Origin of the sequence: Anaerococcus martiniensis (assembly GCF_043187485.1) — a bacterium.
GTDB lineage: Bacteria > Bacillota > Clostridia > Tissierellales > Peptoniphilaceae > Anaerococcus > Anaerococcus martiniensis.
The window spans coordinates 473,029-494,529 of record NZ_CP171106.1; the positions used below are offsets into that span (position 1 = coordinate 473,029).

Sequence of the window (21,501 nt, forward strand, 5' to 3'; positions counted from 1 at the left end):
AATCTCCCTATTCTAATTCTTCGATACTAAATCCTTGGCTGTCAGATTCTTCATATAAACTTTCAAATTCATTTTCTACAAGGATGTCATCGCTTGATTCTACATTTTCTTCATCTGGGACACTTACTTGGTCAGCATCTACATTTGAAGTTTCAGTAGTTGAATTTTGTGTTAGTGATCTGGTTTGGGATTTAATTTTTGATGCGTCTATTTTATCTACTTGGCTAAATCTATCTTGTTCATCGACATTTTCTTTTAGCTCAATCACACTTCCTTCTTGGTCTAGTAGTTCTACATCAAGGGCAAGTGATTGTAATTCTTTTACAAGTACTTTAAATGATTCTGGTGTACCTGGTTCTGGGATATTTTCACCTTTTACGATAGCTTCGTAAGTTTTAACACGACCTGTAACATCATCTGATTTTACAGTTAGGATTTCTTGAAGTGTGTGGCTAGCTCCATAGGCTTCTAGAGCCCAAACTTCCATTTCCCCAAATCTTTGTCCACCAAATTGTGCCTTACCACCAAGTGGTTGTTGAGTTACAAGTGAGTATGGTCCAATTGATCTAGCGTGGATTTTTTCTTCTACCATGTGGTGAAGTTTTAGCATATACATTACCCCAACAGTTACTGGGTTTTCAAAACTTTCACCTGTTCTACCATCACGTAGTTCAATTTTTCCTGTTTTGTTGATATATGGAGCTTTTAATGCTGCTTCTTCAAGTGCATCTTCAATTTCTGTATCCATTGCCCCATCAAATACTGGTGTTGCAACTTTCCAGCCCATTGTTCTTGCAGCAAGTCCCATGTGTACTTCAAGTACTTGTCCAAGGTTCATACGGCTTGGGATACCAAGTGGGTTTAGACAAATTTGTACTGGTGTACCATCTGGTAAAAATGGCATATCTTCACGTGGTAATATTCTTGATACTACCCCTTTGTTTCCGTGACGACCGCACATTTTGTCCCCAACCATGATTTTTCTTTTTGTAGCTACATATACTCTTATAACTTTATTCACACCTGGAGATAATTCGTCTCCATCTTTTTTGTTGTATTCTTTAACATCTACGACGATTCCTTGCTCACCGTGTGGTACTTTTAAGCTTGTATCACGTACTTCACGAGCTTTTTCACCGAAGATTGCACGTAATAATCTTTCTTCTGGTGATAGTTCTGTTTCTCCTTTTGGAGATACTTTACCTACTAGGATGTCGCCTGATTTTACTTCAGCACCGATTCTGATAACCCCGTTTTCATCAAGGTTTTTCTTCATATCTTCACCGACATTTGGAATATCTTTTGTGATTTCTTCAGCACCAAGTTTTGTTTCACGAGCTTCGCATTCGTGCTCTTCTATATGAACTGATGTTAGTACATCATCGATTACTAGTTCTTCGTTAAGAAGCATAGCATCCTCGAAGTTGTAACCTTCCCATGTTGTAAAGGCAATTAGAATATTTTTACCAAGGGCAAGTTCTCCATTTTGTGTAGAAGGTCCGTCTGCTAAAATTTCATTTGCTTCTACTTTATCGCCTTTTCTAACAAGTGGTCTTTGGTTGATAGTTGTACCTTGGTTGGCTCTTTCAAATTTTAATAATTCGTAAGCATCAATTTCGCCATCAGAATCTCTTTTTACTTTAATTTGGTTATCACCAACATAAACAACTTCTCCAGCATTTCTTGATACTACACAAACTCCAGAGTCTTTTGCTGCTCTGTGTTCGATACCTGTTGCAATAATTGGAGCTTCAGCTTTAAGTAGTGGAACTGCCTGACGTTGCATGTTAGCACCCATTAGTGCACGAGTACTATCGTCATTTTCTAGGAATGGGATTAGTGATGCACCTACAGATACGATCTGTTGAGGAGAAACGTCCATGTATTGGATTTTCTCTCTTGGGTAAATATCATTTTCACCCCTGAAACCACGACCTGATACTCTTTCGTTGACGAATCTATTTTCATCATCAAGTGGCTCGTTGGCTTGGGCGATAATGTAGTTATCTTCTGTATCTGCTGTTAGGTAGTCTATCTCATCTGTTACGATTCCACCTTCTTTTACAACCCTATATGGAGTTTCGATGAATCCATATTTATTAATTCTTGCATAGGTTGTAAGAGATGTAATAAGTCCGATATTTGGTCCTTCTGGAGTTTCTATTGGACAAATTCTACCGTAGTGAGAATCATGAACGTCACGAACTTCTACCCCTGCCCTATCTCTTGATAGACCACCTGGTCCTAGGGCTGATAATCTTCTTTTGTGTGTTAGCTCACTCATAGGATTTGTTTGGTCCATAAATTGTGAAAGCTGTGAGCTACCAAAGAATTCTTTTATAACTGCAGTTACTGGTTTGATGTTGATAAGCCCTTGAGGAGTTGCAAGGTCTGGGTCTTGAGTTGTCATTCTTTCACGTACAACTCTTTCCATTCTTGCAAGACCAACTCTAAATTGGTTTTGTAATAATTCTCCAACACCTCTTACACGGCGGTTACCAAGGTGGTCGATGTCATCAACTTCACCAATGCCTTCAAATAAGTTAAATTGGTAGTTTACAATTGCAAGTAGGTCTGCTTTTGTAACATTTTTTGGAGATAATTCTTTTTTACGAGCATTCATTGCATTTAAAATTTCTTCAGCATTGTCGTATTGGTCAAGAATTTCTCTCATAACTGGGTAGTAAACTTTTTCTGAGAATTCATCTATGTCGTAGTCTACACCATCTAGTTCTTCAAATGATCTTATATCTACAAAGTGGTTACCAACTATTCTAAGTACTTGTTCTTCACCATCATTATTTAATTTTTTAATATCAACAGAGTTTATACCTGCATTTTCGATTGCAATAGCTGTTTCATGGTCGATTTTATCGCCTTCTTTTACAAAAAGCTCTCCTGTTTCGCCATCGATAACATCTGCTGCTGCAACTCTTCCTTCAATTCTTGGCCATAAAGCTAGTTTTATATTGTATTTATATCTACCAACTTTTGCCAAATCGTATCTTCTATCGTCGAATAGAAGGTTATTGATAAGATTTTGAGAAGACTCTAAACTCGCAGGATCTCCTGGTTTTAATTTTTTGTAAATTTCAATTAAAGCTTCTTCACTAGTCTCAGAATTTTCTTTTTCAAGAGTTGTTCTAAGGTGTTTTGTATCTCCAAGTGCATTTATAATTTCATCATCAGTTTCAAATAAAAGTGCACGTACTAGAGTAGTAGCTGGAAGTTTACGAGTTCTGTCAAGACGCACATTTACAGTATGGCTTGCATCCGTATCAAACTCAATCCATGCTCCTCTATTTGGGATTACAGTTGAAGAATATAATTTATCCCCAGCTTTATCAGTTTCTTCTGCATAATAAACTCCTGGAGAACGAACAAGCTGGCTAACTATTACCCTTTCTGCACCGTTTATTACAAAAGTTGCAGAATCTGTCATCATTGGGAAATCTCCCATGAAAACTTCTTGTTCTTTTACTTCTTCAGTTTCCTTATTTATAAGTCTAGCCTTAACTTTAAGGTCTCTAGAATAAGTTGTATCCTTGTATTTTGTTTCTTGGACAGTGTATTTTGTTTCTTCATCAAATTCGTATCCAACAAATTCAAGAATCAAATTTCCATTATAATCTTCAATTGGGGAAATATCTTCTAAAATTTCTCCAAGACCTTCTTTTAGGAACCACTCGTATGAATCTTTTTGAACTTTTAGCAAATTAGGTAGATCTAAGACTTGAGGGAATTTAGAAAAACTCACTCTTTCAGTTCTTCCAAACATCTCGTTGTGATATTGGGCCATTAATTAAAAACTCCTTATCTTTATAAAAACACAAAAGGCTAAAAATACACAAATATCTTAGCCTAATGAACGAATAAAAATCTTTACTGAATAGATTTCTAGCAATGCTTAATTATACTATACTAAACCAGGTTTTGTCAAATCTATTTTTATAATTTCCTATAATTAAATAAAGTTTGTAGGAATGATATGGTCTTTGCCAACTAGCTTACTTTCAGGATGGCCTATAACAATGCCTGCTACTGGTGAAAAACCATCATCTAGATTTAATTTTTCTATATATGCTCCATCCTTGCCAAGATTGTGGAAGGTTCCTCTGATATAGCAAGAACCAAGATTTAAACTTGTTGCAGCAAGTGATATGTTTTCTAAAACACATCCAGCATCTTGAAATCTTAAATCATTTTCTTTGCTTGATGAAAAAATAATTAACAAAGGTGCATCAAAGAGCGGATCAGACTTTTTGTCCATTTTCTCCATATACTCTTTGCTAATTTCTTCTATAAAGGACTTATCCCTTATAATAGTCAACCTACACTCATCGTAAGTGCCCATGCCAATTGGGGCTTTATTGGCTGCGTCTATTAGTTTTTCAATGTCTTTATCAGATACTTTTTCATCAGAAAATTTTCTTGTAGAAACTCTTTTTCCTAAAACTTCATAAAAATCCATAAATTACCTCACTTTACTATTACTATACGAATTATTTCTAGTTTTTGCGAGTTAATTTTCCTTATAAATAAGTCCCTATTTGTGTTATAATTAGACCAACGGAGGAAGTATGAGAGATACAGTTAAATTTTTTAGTGTAATTACAGGTTTTTTTAGATCACTTGTTACAATTATGTTTTTGTTAGGAATTGCTTTTACAGTCCTAGTTGATACAAATTTATTAATGTCATTTTTAGATTTACTTGGTTTTCAAGGAATAGCTGCAGGTATTGTAAAACCAGTATTTATAATTATCTTTGCCCTATTATTTGTAGTAAATTTTATAATTACCAGACACATTTATAAGGCAGGTATAACTGGAGACTACCACCTATCAAACTTTGTTTTTGGCTTATTATTCCTTGCAATTACTGGCTTTGTTTTTGTGACATTTAGAAGTTTAACAACCAATCTGATATTTGTGTTTTTTGCCCTAAATGGTCTTTTGGTTTTAAATTCCCTGCTAGGTTTGATTGCAAAAGCTCGTGGCCAATACCCAGCCAGTGAAGCAATGACTGCAAATATTGAAAATCCAAATGATTTTATAGAATTTGAAGATAGTGATAATAATGAGCAAATCTTAGAATCAAAAGCAATTGGAATAAACGATGTGGTGGAAAATACTGGAGAAATTAAAGTTATAAAAGATAACAAAGATAAGCAAAAAATCGTAGATAGACCAGCTGAAGACAAAAAAGAAAGTCAAAGCGAAGATGTGAAAAAAACTATTACTAAGAGTGAAGTTAATAAGCAAGAAAAAGTAAATTCTAAAACTGATAAAAAAGTAGAACGAAAAGTTATAGAAAAAGATAGTAAGGTGGTTTTTGAAAGCAAAAAATCATCTGTAAATAACAAAAATAATGAAAACACAATTAAGAATTCTCGCCCAGTAGAAGTCAAAAAATCGAAGACAAATAAAATATCATATGCAAATACTGATAAAGATGGCGAAATATACGGCGAGGATGAAGCAAATAAAATTAGAAAAGAAAAGGATGAGAAAGTTTTTGATAAGGACCAATTTACTGGGATAAAAGTTAAAGATATAAACAAAGAAGAAAAATAATAAAGAGGTGGGTCATGGAAGAAAACTATTTTAAACTCTTAAAGGAATACTATCCGAGCAAATCCGACATTCGAAACGAGCTAATCTCCCTAAATGCTAAGCTATACTTGCCAAAGGGCACAGAATACTTTTTTTCTGATGTCCACGGTGAGGCCCAAGCTTTCTTGCAACTTTTAAAATCAGCCTCGGGAAATATTAGGGAAAAAACCTCCATTCATTTTGGAGATACCCTTTTAAAAGAAGAACAAGATAAGCTTTGCGAGCTAATTTATAATCCCAAAGCTGCCCTCCATCAAATGGAAGAAAATAGTGAGCTTAGTGATAATTATCTAACCATAACTATACATAGGCTAATAAGTTTGTTTAGATTTGTTTCAACCAAGTATGCCAAAAATTATGTAAGGCAAAAATTTGGTCATTTATTTACCGACATAGTTGATGAACTCTTATATACCAACGATTCGGAGTTTAATAAAAAAGAATACTACGATCAATTAATAGAAAATATAGTAAAATACGACGCCGCAGAAGAATTTATAATAAAAATCACAACCATGATCCAAAGGATAAGTGTTGATAAACTTCACGTTGTAGGAGACATCTACGACCGTGGTCCTTCCCCACAAATAATTATGGATGAGCTTTTAACTTTTCCAAATGTCGACATCCAATGGGGCAACCACGATGTTGAATGGATGGGTGCAGTAGCTGGCAATAAGGCCCTAGTTGCTGCTTGTATTGCAAATGCAATCTCATATAACAATTTTGATATGCTAGAAGATGGCTATGGTATAAATCTTAGACCCCTTTACGAATTTGCAATCATAACCTATAAGGATGATCCTTGCGAATTATTCATGCCAAGGATTTTTGATACAAATCTTTATGACAATATTAGTTCAGAAATAGCTGCAAAAATGTTTAAGGCAATATCAATTATTCGTTATAAGCTTGATGGCAAACTTATCGAACGCAATCCTGATTTTAATATGGATGATAGGAATTTCTTAAAAATAATTGATTTTGAAAATAGTACATATAAGGGAGCAGCTCTAAAAGATAGCAATTTCCCGACAGTTGATCCAAAAGACCCACTAAAATTAACTAAAATGGAAGAAGCTGTAATTGAAGCCCTAGCTCTTGATTTTAAACGCGGGATGAAACTTAACCGCCATATAGAACTCTTATATGAAAACGGATCTATTTACAAAATTGAAAATGGATCACTATTATTCCATGGATGCATCCCACTAAATGACGATGGATCACTAATGGAGGTTGAAATATGGGGTGATTATTATTCTGGCAAGGCCCTAATGGATAAGTTTGATGAAATTGCAAGGTCTGCATTTTATAATAATGATCAAAAGTCCTTGGATATCATGTGGTATATGTTTTATGGTAAACAATCCCCTATCTTTGGTAAATCCCAATTTTCGTATTTTGAAAATATTTTTATCGAAGATGAGGCTTTAAGAAAAGAAATTTACAATCCATACTACAAATTATCCAACGAAGAAGAATTTGCCGATATGATTTTGGATGAATTTGGAGTAACCGGTGCCCGCAGAAGAATTGTTAACGGCCATGTCCCAGTAAAAACTAAAAAAGGTGAATTGCCTATAAAGGCCAAGGGAAAAGTTTATGTAATCGACGGTGGTATTTCAAAACCATACCAAGAAAAAACTGGAATTGCTGGCTACACCTTGGTTTTCAATTCCCATGCAGTTTCCCTTGCTGAGCATAATAATTACCAATCAATAACCGACGAAGCCAGTTCATATAGGCCAAATATAAAAGAAATTGAAGTCCTACATCCTAGGATGCTGATTAAAGATACAGATGAAGGCAAAAATATCAGGCAAAGAATAGAGGTCCTAGAAGAATTACTTGAAAGATATGACAATTTATAGGAGTTCATAATGAAAAGAAAACACTATAACCTAATATCTATAGCCTTATGGATTGTGGCTTTAATTTTAATTTTCGCCTTTAATAATCCCTTTGCTACAAGTATCACTTGGAATATAGTTCTAGCTATATTACTTGCTGTTGTTGGAATTATATTGTATTTTGCTACCAATAAGTGTCCATATTGCAATAGTCTAATTAATGATTATTTACTAAAACCAGCTAAATATTGCCCACACTGTGGCAAAGATATTTCTAAATTTTAGGTTAATTCTTGATAAAGGAGCTATAAGTGAATTTAAAAAAAGCTAGCCAATTAAATCTAATCTTAGGCTTTATTGGCCTTGCTATTTTAATCTTTGATTTGATAAACAAGGGAAGGCTATCATGGTATTCAATAATAATTTTTCTAATTATATTTATAATCACAATTATAATTGAGAAAATTTTCTTTAAATGCCCCCACTGCAAGCACCAGATAAAAAGAAATGATTACTTTAGAAAAACTTGCAGAAATTGCGGCAAGCCTTTGGACCAATAAAAAAGATGCGGTAGATATTTTCTACTCGCATCTTTTTTTATAATTTACATTTTTTCTGGTTCTGGATAGTCTTGACCAAGAGTATCAACTGTTACTTTTTTAATTTTTACTTCATCTACTGGTCTATCAGATCTATCAGTTTTACTTTCTGCAATTTTATCTACCACATCCATACCTTCTGTAACTTTACCAAAAGCAGCATAGTCACCATCTAAGTGTGGGCTGTCTTTGTGCATTATAAAAAATTGGCTACCAGCAGAGTTTGGCATCATAGATCTTGCCATTGATAAAACTCCAGCTTCATGGGCTAAATCATTTTTAAAGCCATTTGAAGCAAATTCACCTTTAATTCCATAACCTGGTCCACCCATACCAGTTCCTTCAGGGTCACCCCCTTGAATCATAAAGCCTTTTATGACTCTATGAAAAATAAGTCCATCATAAAATCCTTGGTTTATGAGTGAAACAAAGTTATTTACAGTGTTTGGTGCTATTTCAGGATATAATTCAGCTTTAATTATATCTCCATTTTCCATTTCAAATGTAACTATTGGATTAGTCATATTTACCTCTTTTCTTAAATTTGTCATATTAAGTTTATAACCAAATTTTAGCTTAAGGTAACATTAATTATCCTTTTCGTCTTTAGGATCTTTATCCTTATCTCCCAAGGCTGCAGTGTGAGTAAATACTGGATACTGGTCTATGAAGGCATCATCAAGGCTTAATCTTCTTTTGTCATAGGCTATTTTATGGTAGTGATTTTTAACTATTTCCAAAAATGCTCCTGTATTAAAATCTGAAACAACATCACTGAATTCAAATTTTTCTTTGAAATTATAGTCATTTCTTACAGTAACCTTGTTTTTAGCTGAGTTATATTTTACTTTTGTAGCCCCTATATATCTTTCAAGATTAAAATGGTCCTTTTTTTCTATAATATCAAACTTTTTCATTTGGCTGATGATAAAATCTTTGTCGTAGTTTCTTTCATGAACTTCTTTTAGTGTATCTTTTACAGTTTGGTAAACTTCTTTTGATTTTTCATCTTGAATTTCGCAAATCTCATCATCGATTGATTCTTTAAGATCAGCAAAATAATCTTCATCAAGTTTTTTAATATTAAATTTCTCAACTGCTATCTTATCAATGTATTTTTTTGTCAGCGGGTCAATTTTACCTCTAGAAATCTCCCCATCATTATTTACTCTTAGTGATTTGGTTGCAGTATTTATTTCTATAATACTATCATTGTCACGGTATTTTATATAAACACCCTTAAAAACAATAGTATCTAAATCTAAAATAATAAGTGTATCACTTTCTTCATCAAAAAAAAGTGTTTCTATCTTATCTTCATTGCAAAGTCTATTTAATTTTTTCTTTACACTATTAGCTTTATCCATTCTTCCCCCTAGCATTAATTTACATACTGGACAGTTTATAATGATTATATCATTTATTTGTAAAGTTTGTGTAAAAAATTTAAAATCAAAAAAAAAGACTACCAAAAAATGGTAATCTTTTGTAAATTATTTTTGATTAATACCAACCATTAGCTGCCCAGAATTGTTGTGCACGTTCCCATGAACCGTATCTTTGTGCCACATAGTTATCTGCTGCTGCTTCTTGTTGAGCTGGGCTTGCACCGTAAGGAATTAATGATGGATTTAATTGGTATCTACCGTAATATCCGCCATTTGGATTGTATGCTGTGTATGAACCGTTTGATTCTCTTTGAGCAATCCATTCTTTAGCCCAGTTTGAAGAAGCTTGGTATGATTGTTGTTCTTGTGGTGCTTGTTGGTAAGTTTGAGTTTGTGTTTGAGCTTGTCTTTGAGCTGTTTGTGTATTGTTGTTTGCTGCTTGAGCTTGTTGAGCTTTTTCGTTTTCAATTCTTACTTGTCTAAATGATTCTAAAAGATCGTGGTAAACATATCCTTCTTTATCATTTGCTTTTACTTTTACATAACCATTTTCAGCAAGACCTAATACTTCAACTTCAGTATCAGCTTTTAAAACTTCGATTACATTTGAGTCAAGGTTAGCTGCATCTCTAAAGTTTGCATCTGCTACTAGTTTTGTGTTATCTAGTTCGATGAACCATTTTGAAACAACATATGCTTCTTTGCCGTTAAATTCGATTTTTGTCCAATCTCCTTCTTTGCCTAAAACTTCATATGTTTTTTCATTATTATCTATAAGACCGATAACATTGTCGCCTTCTTTTGCTTCTGTTCTTACATTTACACCTTGGGCAAGGTTTTTGTTGATTGCAAGTTTGCTTGCTTCAGAGTCTTTTGCTCCAAATCCAATTACTGTTGGAATTACTAATGCTGCTGCAATAGCGTATTTTTTAAAGTTAAACATGTATAATATCCTTTCAATTGCCTTTTAGGCTAAATTTTCTATTTAAGTTTAAGTTTAACGGGTCATTTGTAACAAAGGTTACAAAATGTTAACAACTCCGTTTGTACAAGTGTTATTATACAGGTTGATTGTGTAGTAATTATGTAGATTTAGAAATTTGTAATCCTATTGATGAATTGCCGAAATATGTTGATATTATAACATTTGTGAAGAATTTCCAAAAGTGCTATTTTTATTTTTACTATGGTAAACCACATATTTACACTATTTTTAACCGTTTTTTATAAAATTATTTCAATTTAATAAAACTTGTGAATATTTAACTATATATAATAAGTAACTAAATTGTTACAATTGCTTGCTTAAATATGTAATCAGACCATTAAATTTGCCCAGTTTTTTTATATGTAGTAAAATTTTATTAATTAGAGATGAAAGTGAGATTATGATGATTAACGTATTTCTACTGTGTGGTGGACCTTCTAGTGAACATGAAATTTCCCTAAGAAGCGCCCTAAACATTAGTCTTAGCTTAGATAAAGAAAAATATGATACTAAAATTGTATATATAGATAAAAAAGGTGCCTTTTCAAAACCCTTTGATATTATAGATACAAAAGATGAATTTGAACTTGAAAAAGAAACTGATAATAATGTTGCTGGATCCATTGCAGATTTTTTAGACATCCTAAAAAATTATGACCCAGCAAATACAATTATTATTCCAGCCATCCATGGTACTTATGGAGAAGATGGAACTATCCAAGGTTTTTTAGATTGCATTAGATTTCCTTATATAGGTAATGGTTTATTATCCTCTGCTATTTGCATGGATAAGGTTACAACCAATGACATTTTTGAAAAAAATGGACTTTCTCAGGCAAAATACCTTTACACATATAAAGAAGGTTTTGATGAAGCATTTATGCAAAGGTGTATTGATGAGATAGGTTTACCCCTTATAGTTAAACCTTCTGCAAATGGCTCTTCTGTGGGTGTCGGCAAGGTAGAAAACAAGGATCAATTAGAAGAATCCATTATAGAGGCTCTAAAATATGACCAAAAAGCCTTGGTTGAAGAATTAGTAGACGGCCAGGAAATAGAAATTGCAATCATTGGCCAAGGGGATAATCTGGATGCATCTTCCCCAGCTGCATATATTACAGACCATAAATTCCTTGACTATGATGCAAAATATTTTGACAAAAAAACTATTGCCCAAATTCCTTATCAAATGGAGGAAATTTATAAAAACCAAGCCATAGAATTTGCCAAAGAATGCTACAAGGCAGCAGGTTGCGAAGGTTTTGCTAGAGTAGATGTTTTCTATACAAAAGATCACAAATTTTATATAAATGAAATAAATACCTTCCCTGGCTTTACACCTACTTCATTTTTTGCAAGACTTGCTATGGATATGTATAAAGAATCTTTTTCTTACGTCCTTGATAAATTAATTGAAGATGGATTTAGGAGATTTCAATGATTAAAAGAACTTTAGGCCAAATTGCAGATATGGTTGGTGGAGAGCTTTCAGATCAAAATCAAAAAGATATACTTATAGAAGGAATTTCTACAGATTCTAGAACAATAAGTCCAGGCAATCTTTATATACCGCTTATAGGAGAAGTTTTTGACGGTAGGATTTTTATAAAGGAATGTGAAAACAAGGGAGCGGCTGCCTTTATTATCGATAATGATTTTGAGATTAATAAAAATATTACAATCCCATATATAAAAGTAACTGATACTGCGAAAGCCCTAAGAGATCTTGCCAGTGCCTACAGAAACCAACTAGATATAAAAATAATTGGTATCACAGGTTCAAACGGAAAAACAACTACAAAAGATTTACTAGAATCTACTTTAAAAGAAAAATATAAAGTACAAAAGACAATGGGTAACTTAAATAATGAAATTGGTGTTCCAAAAACAATTCTTTGCTTGGATGAAGACACAGAAATAGGAATAATTGAGCTTGGTACAGACAATTTTGGTGACATTGCCCTTACAAGTCCTATTGCAAAACCAGATATTGCCATGATTTTAAATATCGGTGACAGCCACCTGCATAATCTAAAAACAAGAGAAGGAATTGCAAAGGCAAAAATGGAAATTATTGAAGGTCTTTCTGATGAGGGGATTTTTATCTATAACATAGATGATCCAATTTTGGCAAAAGTTATTCCTACTTATGAATTGACACAAAAAGTTATGACATTTGGACAAGATAAAAAAGCAGATTTTGTGATTAATCCAGTAGAGAACACTAATTCTGGGGTAGAATTTAAACATGAGGATATTACTTACACTGTCCCACTTTTAGGTGACCATCAAGTTTATAACGCTGGAATTACAGTAATGATTGCCCAAATGCTAGGTCTTGATGAAAAGCAAATACAAAATGGACTTAAAAAAGTAAAGGGTAGTCACAACAGGTCTGCTATTTTAGAACTTGATGGCTTTGACATCCTAGATGATTCTTACAAGTCAAATCCCCAAGCACTTTTAACAGGGCTAAATACAACCTACACCCTGAAGGGCTACAAAAATAAAATTGTAGTTTTGGGAGATATGCTAGAACTGGGTGATGATGAGAAAAAACTCCATTATGAAGCTGGGAAAAATATTGACCCAAAGGAGATTCACTACTGTCTTTTCTATGGCCCTCTTTCCTATGAAATGTATAAGGGAGCTATGGAAAATTTTCCAAAAAATCGCTTATTTTACTTTGAAAATAAGGCTGATGTCTGCGATAAGCTAAAACAATTGATTACAAAATCAAGCCTAGTCTTTGTAAAAGGCAGCCATGGCATGCACATGGAAGAAATAATTGAATGTATAAGGACACTTAAAATTTAAGGAGTAATTATGATTTATACCGTAACCCTAAATCCCTCCATAGATTTATACGTAGGACTTGAGGAAATAGAACTTGGAGAAAAAAATTATGTACAAAGCGAACGTACCCTACCAGGTGGTAAGGCGATAAATGTTTCAAGGGTCCTCTCTTCACTGGGAATACCTACAATTGCTACAGGATTTGTGGGTGGATTTCAAGGACAATTTATCAAGGATTGGCTTCATAATGAAGATATTTTAATCGATTTTGTACAGATGGATGCTGTAAACCGTACAAATGTAACAATTTTTGAAAATCACAGAGAAACATCCATCCACTTTCCAGGGCCAAATATTTCATCTGATGAGGTTGATGAGCTTTTATTTTATCTATCTAGGGTCCGTGAAGGAGATACTATTATCTTTGGTGGATCTGTCCCACCTATGCAAGAAAATATGGACGAAGATATATATGATAGGCTACTTTCTGTTGCAAAAGCAAATGGTGCTGACTTTGTAGCAGATGTTCCTAGCCAATATCTTTTAAATATGGTAAAGCAAGAGCCACTTTTAATAAAGCCAAATGGATACGATATAGCAAAAATCTTTGATGCAAATATCAAAACTAAATTCGACTACATCCCATACGGCAAAAAATTATTAGAAATGGGTGCAAAAAACGTAATTATATCCTATGGAGCCAATGGTTCTATGTTATTTTCAAAAGATAAGGTTTACGAATCAAATGAAATAAATGATGGTAGAGAAATAGTAAATACAGTAGCCTGCCGCGATGCAATGATTGCAGGATTTCTGGCAAATATGGCAAAGGATATAGATCCAGTAAAAGCATACAAAATGGCAGTAGCATCTGCATCAGCAACAGCCAGGGTCCTAGACTTACCAAATCGTGATTTGATTATTGATATGCTAGATTATGTAGAAATTGAAGAAATTGAATAAAAACTCTCTTAAATATTATTATTTAAAATTCTAAAGTAATATTTATTTTAAATAATACATCAAAAATTGGAGGGCCACTTTAAGGGAGTTCCGATAGCCCCTCCAAACCACCCCGCAAACTTCAACCCTAAGCGCGGCCCCTAAGCGGGGAGCGTAATTAAGTAAAAAATAAAAGATAGGCAATAAGTGCCTATCTTCTTTTTTTTACTTATTCTTATCTGATTTTATTAATTCTCTTAAAGCTTCAACTGCTACCTTTATAGCCATTTCTGTATCGTGTACCACTGGATTTTCTAGCCCAGCTTTTTCTCTTTCTTGATTAGCTACTACTAAAAAGCATGAGCCGCATCTAACATTTAAATAGTTTGCAACTGTAAAAAGTGCTGCTGATTCCATTTCACTTGCTAGAGTTCCCATTTTAAGCCAAGCATTCCATTTATTTTCAAGTTCATAGGAAATTGGCATTTTGTCTGGCTCATGTTGGCCGTAAAAACTATCCTTGCACTGAACAACTCCCACATGGCTAGTTAAATCCAACTTATTACTTGCATTTTTAAGGGCAGATGTGATTTCAAATGTGCTTACTGCAGGAAACTCTATTGGAGCGTATTCCTTGCTAGTACCCTCTGCTCTAATGGCAGCATTTGCAATAACTATATCTCCACTTTTTATATTTTTTTGCATACCACCGCAAGTTCCTACACGGATAAAAGTGCGAGCTCCGATTTTTGTAAGCTCTTCCATGGCAATAGCTGCTGATGGACCTCCAATTCCTGTTGATGTTACAGAAACTTTTTCTCCATTTAAATATCCTGTATATGTGACATATTCTCGGCGGTCGCCTACTAATTTTGCATCATCAAAGTGGGCTGCAATTTTTTCGCATCTTTTTGGATCTCCCGGAAGGATTACATACTTTCCAATATCCTCTACCCCTAGGCCAATATGGTATTGCTTATTATCTTTACTATATTTCATAATATCTCCTATCTAAGATTAATATTCTGTTGGCAAATCAATCTTGATAAACTCTATATTATTGCGATTTAAAAGCTTGACAGCATATTCATCCATTCTGTAAGCTTCCTTATAATAAATTTTGCTGATACCCGCTTGTATCAAGCTTTTTGTACAATTTAAACAAGGAAAATGGGTTACATAGCAGATACAATCTTTTACGGAAATACCTTCTTTGGCACAATATAAAAGTGCATTCATTTCTGCATGGATGGTTGCAATGCAGTGGCCATCGCGCATAGTATGCCCGATTTCATCGCAATGTGGATTGCCTTTTATAGAACCATTATACCCAGTTGTGACTATCCTATGATCATTATTAACTATTACACAACCAACATAGGCCCTATCACAGGTCCCCCTTTGCGAAACTGTGATAGCTAAGTTCATAAAATATTCGTCCCAAGTCAATCTATCTTTTGCCATAAAAACTCCTTAAAATCTAAAATTTAAGTCTTATCTTAAATAGAATATCAAATAGTTTTACGCTTATCAATAGACCAAGGATGTAAATTGCCAAATCAAGCGGAATTGAGTTTATTCCAACTATGGTACCTGAAATTATAACATAAAACAAACTTGTAAAACTTAATATAGCCAGGATTTTTACAAATTTTTCGATAGGGTTTGAAATAATCATATATCCTGATTTTTCTCCACTTAGTTTTTGGCTAACAAAATATGCCAACACTGCCCAGAGTATTGCAACAATTATAAAACCAAATAGATAAGCATATTCTTCCTTGGTGTGGGTTATTGATATGAATGGTTTAGTTATTTTAGGTATATTTGTTAAAAATCTTTCAAATTTTTTGTCTAAATTGAATAATAAATTTTCATCAAAAGCTGGACTAAAAATTGAAATTATAACTCTAATATTTTGCCAAATCAGTTCAAAACCGCCAAGGGCAACAATCATCATCCCAATATGGCCCAAAAAGTTTCCGGCAATCATTCCTGTTGATACAACCAAAATACTTGTGCCAAACATGGTTAATATTAATTTACCTGCAATATTGCCAATACTTGGTGTGCCAGCTATATTAGATAAATTTGAAGTGCCTAATATAAGCGAACTTACAAAAAGATTTACCAAAAATAATCCTAATCCTAGTCCAAAAACTATTAGGGCCTTCATCCAAACTTCATCACGTTTTTTCCATGGTAGCATGGTTGTAAATTCGTAATAAGGGAAGGATTGTTCCATAGATGTGATTAAAAATCCTATTACACTTACAAAAAATACTAGGGGTGCAAATAAATTTGCATTGTAATAATTATTTGCAATTCCTTTTTCAGATATGAAATGCATTGCCTGTTTAAAATTGTTTGCAAGACTGACTTTTTCATAATCTATAGATGGATCATCCTCTTCAAAAAATCCTGGGAAATAACCATCCTCATCTGCTTCTGTGAAGTGAAGTTTATATTTTTCTTGGAACTTATCAAAAATTTTTTTAGATTCTTCTATATATTTCTCATCGAATTTGCCATCACTTTTTGGAGCTTTTTCTCCAACATCTTTTGCCATACTTACCACTAAATTTTCTAAGATGTCTTCATTTCGCTTTATTTGATCTCTGGCACTTAATCCATTTAGCAAAAGAGTTAGAATTGTAAGAAGGATAATCCATACAGAAAATCTTTTCCATACTAGTTTAAATAAATTTTTTAAATCTTTCATTACTTAGCTCCTTCTTCCAAGTAAAAATAATCTTCTACTTTCATCTCAAGCCTATCATATTGGACAATTTCTGGAGAATCTAATAGTTTTTCAAGATCTTTCTCCTCCATATCAATTAAAATATTATAGACCCTACCTATATGAGAAATTATGATTGCCCTAGACCTAATTTCTCCTGGTAGACTGTCTTTTACTACGATTTGGATTTTGTTTATATTTCTGTTTTCATCAGCATTAGTTGTTGTCAAATGCCCATCCTTGGATAAATAATAAATCTCATCGCATATGCCACTTAGGCCAGCAAGTTCGTGACTTGATGCAAAAACTGCACAATCCTTATCCCTGGCATCTAGCAAATACTCGATGATATGACGTTTATTAATTACATCCATTCCATCTAAGATCTCATCTACTAGCAAAACTTCAGCATTAGTTGATATTATTGTTATAAGTCCCAAAAGATTTTTCTCACCCTTTGATAGGTTTCTTACATTTTGATTTAGGTCAAAATTATATTTGCTAATTTCATCTATAAAAAACTTTTCATCAAATTTTGGATAAATTATTTTATAATATCCTGGGATTTCTTTGATTTTATCGTAGTTAAAATAATCAAATCTATCAGGCAGGTAGGCAATTTTTTCAATGGTTTTTGGATTAATAATCAATGAATTGCCATCTATTTTAAATTTACCACTATCAGCACTATAAATTCCTGCCAAAATTTTAAGCAAGGTGGTTTTTCCAGAACCATTTCTGCCAACAAGTCCTGTTATAATTCCTTTTTCTAAACATAGGCTTACATCATCCAAAACTTTTTTGTTTGCAAAGCTTTTATTTATATTAATTGCCTCAACGATCATTATAATCACCCGCCCTTTCATACATCTTTATCACTTCATCAAGGCTAATGCCTAAGTATCTTGCCTCAATTAAGTCATCCTGCAATTTTTTATTTATCTCATCGACTCTATCATTTATTTTCTCATCATCAAAACAAATAAAAGTGCCTATTCCTGCCTTGGTTTCTATAATTCCCTGCGTATCTAACTCTTTAAATGCCTTTGATACTGTAGCCTGGTTTATCAAAAGCTTACGAGAAAGCTCTCTAACAGATGGAAATTTATCTCCATTTGAAAAATAACCCTTGGCAATAGCAAGTTTAGTTTGTTCAACAATTTGCAAATAAAGAGGTGTTTCAGAGTTTGTATTAAGTTCAAACAAATTATTTGCCTCCTATAAGTGTTTTGTGTCACGCCATACACTGCTATAATTATAGCATCCTTATCAATTTTTGCAAATAAAAAACCATATTCTTCTACAGAATATGGTTAATATTATTTAATCATCCATGCCTAAAATTTCATTTATTTTTGAGGAATAAATGTTTGCCTTGTTGCCAAAGACTGCTTGAATTCCATTTTGTACTTCTACAACTGCAGTAGCACCAAGTTTTTTAAGGGCATCTTGGTCTACTTTTGCCTTGTCTATACTTGTAACTCTTAGTCTTGTAGCACAAGCTGTCACATGTTCTATATTTTCTCCACCACCAAGGGCATCAATTATTTGGATAGAAATATTTTCTAAATCTGAATTATTATTTGAAACTACATTTTCTTTTGAATTTTCTGCTTCAATATTCATACCTGGCACAGCAATTTTAAATTTCCTTACTAAAGTTCTAAATAAGAAATAATATACTAAGGCCCAAACAATACCCACTGGTATTACCCTTATCCAATTAGTTTTATCATTGCCTTGCAAAGGACCAAATAAAATAAAGTCAATTAAGCCACCAGAAAAAGTATTTCCTACTCTTACACTTAATAAGTCAGCTACAAAGAAGGAAACCCCATCTAAAAACGCATGGATTACATATAGCCAAGGTGCTGAAAATAAAAATGAAAACTCAATTGGTTCTGTGATTCCTGTTAAAAATGATGTTAGGGCAGATGAAAAATAAAATCCCTTATTTTTTGCTCTATTTTCTTTAGGAATTGAATGGTACATACCAAGGCATGCTGCTGGCAAGCCAAAAATCATAGTAGCAAATCTTCCAGCAAAAAATCTTGTTCCCCTAGTATATAAACCCAGATGATTTGGATCAGCTAATTGGGCGAAAAATATATTTTGTGCCCCAGAAATGACATCTCCTGCCACAGTTTCAGTGCCACCTAGGGAAGTGTACCAAAATAATGGATAAATTGTATGGTGAAGCCCAACTGCACCAGTCAATCTTAAAAAGAATCCATAGAAAAATGATCCAATAGTGCCAAGATTTGCTATCCACTCACCCACTTGTTCTAAACCACTTTGGATTGGTGGCCAGATAATATAAAATGCAATTCCAATCAAAATTGCAGTTAGGGCTGAAATAATAGGTACAAATCTATTGCCTCCAAAAAATCCTAAAAACTCCGGAAGTTGGATTTGACGATATTTGTTATGCAAGCTTGTAACTATCAAGCCAATTACAAGTGCTCCCAGTACTCCGGTATCTATGCTTGCATCTTCTGCAGAAAACATTTCTAGCAAAACTGCTATCGTCCCGGCATACACCAAATAGGCAACGGCTGCAGATAGGCCTGCTGTTCCCTTATCACCATTTGCAAGACCAACTGCCACTCCTATTGCAAATATCAATGGCAGGTTGGCAAACACAGCATTTCCAGCAGCAGACATTATTGAAAATATGGTTTGAAGCCAACTAACTCCTAAAAATGGAAAAGCTGCAACTGCTGCATCATTTGATAGGGCAGCTCCCAGCCCCAGCAATAGACCAGCTACTGGCAAAATTGCTATAGGCAGCATAAATGCTTGGCCAAGCCTTGAAAATTTCTTAAACATAAACTCTCCTTTATAAAATATAATATTAAATATTATAACATGAAAACCTTATCTTTAAAATAAAAAAAGAGTACTTTAGGTACTCTTTTTTAAAACAAGGTTGCAAAAGGTTTGGCAATTTTACCTACTGCCTTTGTTGTTATTGGCATTTTTTCTACATCTTCCATGGTGATTTTGCTAGCAATATTAAAAAATATGTCAAAATCGCTTTTGATTTCAACTAGGGCAGCAGCATCTTTCATCCAAACTCCACATTCAAAATTTAAATAAAGAGCCCTATAATCTAGGTTTATTGTCCCTACAAAACCATAAGTATCATCTGCTAGCCATACTTTAGAATGGGCAAAGCCTGGTGTGTATTCATAAATTTTGACACCATTGCCTATGAGAGTATTGTAGTGGGTTTTTGCAAGGGCAAAGGCAATTTTTTTATCTGGTATATGAGGCAGGCAAATTCTGACATCGACTCCCCTTTTTGCTGCATTTGTAAAGGCATTTACTATTTCATCTTCTATAATCAGATAAGGGGTCATAATATATACGTATTCTTTTGCATTATTTAAAAATGTAATTATAGAATTTTTGCCATAGTATTCTGTATCCATAGGACTATCTGAAAATGGCATCACAAGTCCCTCACTATCCATGGCCATTTTTCTTGGCAAATACGGAGTAAAATCTTCCACATCATCTCCAATGGCATTCCACATTTGTAAAAACATGATTGTAAAAGATTCGCAAGCTGAGCCTTTTAAACGAATACCACAATCCTTCCAGTGGCCAAATCTTTCAAAAACATTTATATACTCATCTGCAAGATTTATCCCACCTGTAAAGGCATATTCATTGTCAATTACAAATATTTTCCTATGATCACGATTATTGTAATAAGTAGAAATGATTGGAATCATTGGTGAAAACACTCGGCATTTTATGCCCATTGATTCCATTTCTTTAGGAAAATCACTTTTTACTCTGGTTAATAGATTTGTTCCATCAATTATTAACCTAACTTCTACACCTTCTTCTACTTTTTTTACCAATTCTTCTAAGATTGTCCCCCACATATAGCCATAGCTAATTATAAATATTTCTATAAAAATAAAGTTTTTGGCATTTTTTATAGATTTTAACAAGTCTTCAAAAATATCTTCACCAACTGGATAATATTTTGTAGCAGTATTTTCGTAAAGTACAAATCCACCCAGGTCATAAAAATAATTTTGAATATTGTAAAGCTCTCGGTCATCTTCTTTTAGGCTATCGATCATATCTATGTTGCGGTTGTGATATTTTCTGGAAATTTTTTCGATTTCTTGGATTTTTTTCTGCTCCTTTTTATAACCAATACTAAAATAGGCCAGCAAAAATACCATGGTCGCAAAAGATGGGAAAATGGCAATAAGTATAAACCAGGATAATTTATAGGATTCTATTATAGAATCCATATTTAAAATTATCAGCATTACAATTAAACTTAAAACCGTATCTCCTCCGATTAAGACTGTTGGGTCTATATCTAAGTGCTTGTAAAAATAAACCATAGCCCCAAGTTGGAGCATAATTAAGATAAAAAATACTCCAGCCCTTGAGAAAATAAGGGAAAGAATCGATTTTTTTGTCTTTTTAACATACTTATTCTTATTAATTTTTTCTATAATATTAAAACGATCTTCTTTCATAATATTATTATAGCAAATTTTAAACTTTTAGTTAATTGACAAAAGGCCTATTATTAATATCATATTAAT

Annotated in this window: 19 protein-coding genes; 7 read left to right on the forward strand and 12 right to left on the reverse strand. The window is 33.3% G+C overall.

Annotation, left to right across the window (positions count from 1 at the left end; genetic code table 11):
• Positions 1 to 7: 7 nt before the first annotated feature.
• A complete protein-coding gene (rpoB, locus tag ACF3NF_RS02345) occupies positions 8 to 3,799 on the reverse strand; it encodes a DNA-directed RNA polymerase subunit beta (protein WP_394023866.1) in 3,792 nt (1,263 codons plus the stop codon).
• 165 nt (positions 3,800 to 3,964) lie between these two features.
• Complete coding sequence (locus ACF3NF_RS02350) at positions 3,965 to 4,471, reverse strand: nitroreductase family protein (protein ID WP_394023868.1); 507 nt, start codon at positions 4,469 to 4,471, stop codon at positions 3,965 to 3,967.
• 109 nt (positions 4,472 to 4,580) lie between these two features.
• On the opposite strand from ACF3NF_RS02350, the gene ACF3NF_RS02355 reads away from it, so the two are divergent.
• The 4 genes from ACF3NF_RS02355 to ACF3NF_RS02370 are packed head-to-tail and all read left to right on the forward strand — an operon-like array spanning position 4,581 to position 8,028.
• A complete protein-coding gene (locus tag ACF3NF_RS02355; RefSeq protein WP_394023870.1) occupies positions 4,581 to 5,576 on the forward strand; it encodes a hypothetical protein in 996 nt (331 codons plus the stop codon).
• A 14-nt stretch (positions 5,577 to 5,590) separates the two neighbouring features.
• Positions 5,591 to 7,489: a fructose-1,6-bisphosphatase gene (locus ACF3NF_RS02360; RefSeq protein WP_394023872.1), complete on the forward strand. Its 1,899-nt coding sequence runs from the start codon at positions 5,591 to 5,593 to the stop codon at positions 7,487 to 7,489.
• Positions 7,490 to 7,498: 9 nt separating this feature from the next.
• The gene (locus ACF3NF_RS02365; RefSeq protein WP_394023874.1) at positions 7,499 to 7,753 is read left to right on the forward strand and encodes a hypothetical protein; all 255 of its coding nucleotides are present in this window, start codon (positions 7,499 to 7,501) and stop codon (positions 7,751 to 7,753) included.
• 26 nt (positions 7,754 to 7,779) lie between these two features.
• Positions 7,780 to 8,028: a hypothetical protein gene (locus ACF3NF_RS02370; protein WP_394023876.1), complete on the forward strand. Its 249-nt coding sequence runs from the start codon at positions 7,780 to 7,782 to the stop codon at positions 8,026 to 8,028.
• Between the two features lie 44 nt (positions 8,029 to 8,072).
• Here the strand turns inward: ACF3NF_RS02370 and ACF3NF_RS02375 are convergent, their stop codons facing one another.
• From ACF3NF_RS02375 to ACF3NF_RS02385, 3 genes are all read right to left on the reverse strand, one after another.
• A complete protein-coding gene (locus ACF3NF_RS02375; protein ID WP_394023878.1) occupies positions 8,073 to 8,591 on the reverse strand; it encodes a peptidylprolyl isomerase in 519 nt (172 codons plus the stop codon).
• A 63-nt stretch (positions 8,592 to 8,654) separates the two neighbouring features.
• Positions 8,655 to 9,434 (reverse strand): hypothetical protein, encoded by a 780-nt coding sequence (locus ACF3NF_RS02380; RefSeq protein WP_394023880.1) that lies wholly within the window; start codon positions 9,432 to 9,434, stop codon positions 8,655 to 8,657.
• Positions 9,435 to 9,570: 136 nt separating this feature from the next.
• Entirely contained in the window at positions 9,571 to 10,398 is an 828-nt protein-coding gene (locus tag ACF3NF_RS02385) for an aggregation-promoting factor C-terminal-like domain-containing protein (RefSeq protein ID WP_394023881.1), read from the reverse strand.
• Positions 10,399 to 10,846: 448 nt separating this feature from the next.
• Here ACF3NF_RS02385 and ACF3NF_RS02390 point away from each other — a divergent pair, with 448 nt between their 5' ends.
• The 3 genes from ACF3NF_RS02390 to ACF3NF_RS02400 are packed head-to-tail and all read left to right on the forward strand — an operon-like array spanning position 10,847 to position 14,202.
• A complete protein-coding gene (locus ACF3NF_RS02390; RefSeq protein WP_394024433.1) occupies positions 10,847 to 11,884 on the forward strand; it encodes a D-alanine--D-alanine ligase family protein in 1,038 nt (345 codons plus the stop codon).
• Positions 11,881 to 13,260 (forward strand): UDP-N-acetylmuramoyl-tripeptide--D-alanyl-D-alanine ligase, encoded by a 1,380-nt coding sequence (locus tag ACF3NF_RS02395; RefSeq protein WP_394023883.1) that lies wholly within the window; start codon positions 11,881 to 11,883, stop codon positions 13,258 to 13,260. The genes ACF3NF_RS02390 and ACF3NF_RS02395 overlap by 4 nt, the downstream gene beginning before the upstream one ends.
• A 9-nt stretch (positions 13,261 to 13,269) precedes the next feature.
• The gene (locus ACF3NF_RS02400) at positions 13,270 to 14,202 is read left to right on the forward strand and encodes a 1-phosphofructokinase family hexose kinase (RefSeq protein ID WP_394023885.1); all 933 of its coding nucleotides are present in this window, start codon (positions 13,270 to 13,272) and stop codon (positions 14,200 to 14,202) included.
• Between the two features lie 204 nt (positions 14,203 to 14,406).
• Here ACF3NF_RS02400 and udp read toward each other — a convergent pair whose 3' ends face one another.
• From udp to ACF3NF_RS02435, 7 genes are all read right to left on the reverse strand, one after another.
• On the reverse strand, positions 14,407 to 15,180 hold the full coding sequence (gene udp / locus ACF3NF_RS02405) for a uridine phosphorylase (protein WP_394023887.1): 774 nt from the start codon (positions 15,178 to 15,180) through the stop codon (positions 14,407 to 14,409).
• Between the two features lie 18 nt (positions 15,181 to 15,198).
• Positions 15,199 to 15,645: a deoxycytidylate deaminase gene (locus ACF3NF_RS02410; protein WP_394023889.1), complete on the reverse strand. Its 447-nt coding sequence runs from the start codon at positions 15,643 to 15,645 to the stop codon at positions 15,199 to 15,201.
• Positions 15,646 to 15,661: 16 nt separating this feature from the next.
• On the reverse strand, positions 15,662 to 16,903 hold the full coding sequence (locus tag ACF3NF_RS02415; protein WP_394023891.1) for a hypothetical protein: 1,242 nt from the start codon (positions 16,901 to 16,903) through the stop codon (positions 15,662 to 15,664).
• Positions 16,903 to 17,766 (reverse strand): ATP-binding cassette domain-containing protein, encoded by an 864-nt coding sequence (locus ACF3NF_RS02420; protein ID WP_394023893.1) that lies wholly within the window; start codon positions 17,764 to 17,766, stop codon positions 16,903 to 16,905. Before ACF3NF_RS02420 ends, ACF3NF_RS02415 begins: the two co-directional genes overlap by 1 nt.
• Positions 17,756 to 18,127: a GntR family transcriptional regulator gene (locus ACF3NF_RS02425; protein ID WP_394023895.1), complete on the reverse strand. Its 372-nt coding sequence runs from the start codon at positions 18,125 to 18,127 to the stop codon at positions 17,756 to 17,758. The genes ACF3NF_RS02420 and ACF3NF_RS02425 overlap by 11 nt, the downstream gene beginning before the upstream one ends.
• A 117-nt stretch (positions 18,128 to 18,244) precedes the next feature.
• Positions 18,245 to 19,750, reverse strand: coding sequence for a PTS transporter subunit EIIC (locus ACF3NF_RS02430; RefSeq protein ID WP_394023897.1), 1,506 nt, complete (start codon positions 19,748 to 19,750; stop codon positions 18,245 to 18,247).
• An 89-nt stretch (positions 19,751 to 19,839) separates the two neighbouring features.
• Positions 19,840 to 21,432, reverse strand: coding sequence for a phospholipase D-like domain-containing protein (locus tag ACF3NF_RS02435; RefSeq protein ID WP_394023899.1), 1,593 nt, complete (start codon positions 21,430 to 21,432; stop codon positions 19,840 to 19,842).
• Positions 21,433 to 21,501: the final 69 nt, after the last annotated feature.

Excerpts from the sequence above, each read along its gene's own strand:
- rpoB (WP_394023866.1), bottom strand. The coding sequence starts at position 3,799 with ATGGCCCAATATCACAACGAGATGTTTGGAAGAACTGAAAGAGTGAGT.
- ACF3NF_RS02380 (WP_394023880.1), bottom strand. The coding sequence starts at position 9,434 with ATGGATAAAGCTAATAGTGTAAAGAAAAAATTAAATAGACTTTGCAAT.
- ACF3NF_RS02430 (WP_394023897.1), bottom strand. The coding sequence starts at position 19,750 with ATGTTTAAGAAATTTTCAAGGCTTGGCCAAGCATTTATGCTGCCTATA.
- ACF3NF_RS02420 (WP_394023893.1), bottom strand. The coding sequence starts at position 17,766 with ATGATCGTTGAGGCAATTAATATAAATAAAAGCTTTGCAAACAAAAAA.
- ACF3NF_RS02365 (WP_394023874.1), top strand. The coding sequence starts at position 7,499 with ATGAAAAGAAAACACTATAACCTAATATCTATAGCCTTATGGATTGTG.
- ACF3NF_RS02390 (WP_394024433.1), top strand. The coding sequence starts at position 10,847 with ATGATTAACGTATTTCTACTGTGTGGTGGACCTTCTAGTGAACATGAA.
- ACF3NF_RS02355 (WP_394023870.1), top strand. The coding sequence starts at position 4,581 with ATGAGAGATACAGTTAAATTTTTTAGTGTAATTACAGGTTTTTTTAGA.
- ACF3NF_RS02360 (WP_394023872.1), top strand. The coding sequence starts at position 5,591 with ATGGAAGAAAACTATTTTAAACTCTTAAAGGAATACTATCCGAGCAAA.
- ACF3NF_RS02435 (WP_394023899.1), bottom strand. The coding sequence starts at position 21,432 with ATGAAAGAAGATCGTTTTAATATTATAGAAAAAATTAATAAGAATAAG.
- ACF3NF_RS02350 (WP_394023868.1), bottom strand. The coding sequence starts at position 4,471 with ATGGATTTTTATGAAGTTTTAGGAAAAAGAGTTTCTACAAGAAAATTT.
- ACF3NF_RS02410 (WP_394023889.1), bottom strand. The coding sequence starts at position 15,645 with ATGGCAAAAGATAGATTGACTTGGGACGAATATTTTATGAACTTAGCT.
- ACF3NF_RS02385 (WP_394023881.1), bottom strand. The coding sequence starts at position 10,398 with ATGTTTAACTTTAAAAAATACGCTATTGCAGCAGCATTAGTAATTCCA.
- ACF3NF_RS02415 (WP_394023891.1), bottom strand. The coding sequence starts at position 16,903 with ATGAAAGATTTAAAAAATTTATTTAAACTAGTATGGAAAAGATTTTCT.
- ACF3NF_RS02375 (WP_394023878.1), bottom strand. The coding sequence starts at position 8,591 with ATGACTAATCCAATAGTTACATTTGAAATGGAAAATGGAGATATAATT.
- ACF3NF_RS02400 (WP_394023885.1), top strand. The coding sequence starts at position 13,270 with ATGATTTATACCGTAACCCTAAATCCCTCCATAGATTTATACGTAGGA.
- udp (WP_394023887.1), bottom strand. The coding sequence starts at position 15,180 with ATGAAATATAGTAAAGATAATAAGCAATACCATATTGGCCTAGGGGTA.
- ACF3NF_RS02395 (WP_394023883.1), top strand. The coding sequence starts at position 11,881 with ATGATTAAAAGAACTTTAGGCCAAATTGCAGATATGGTTGGTGGAGAG.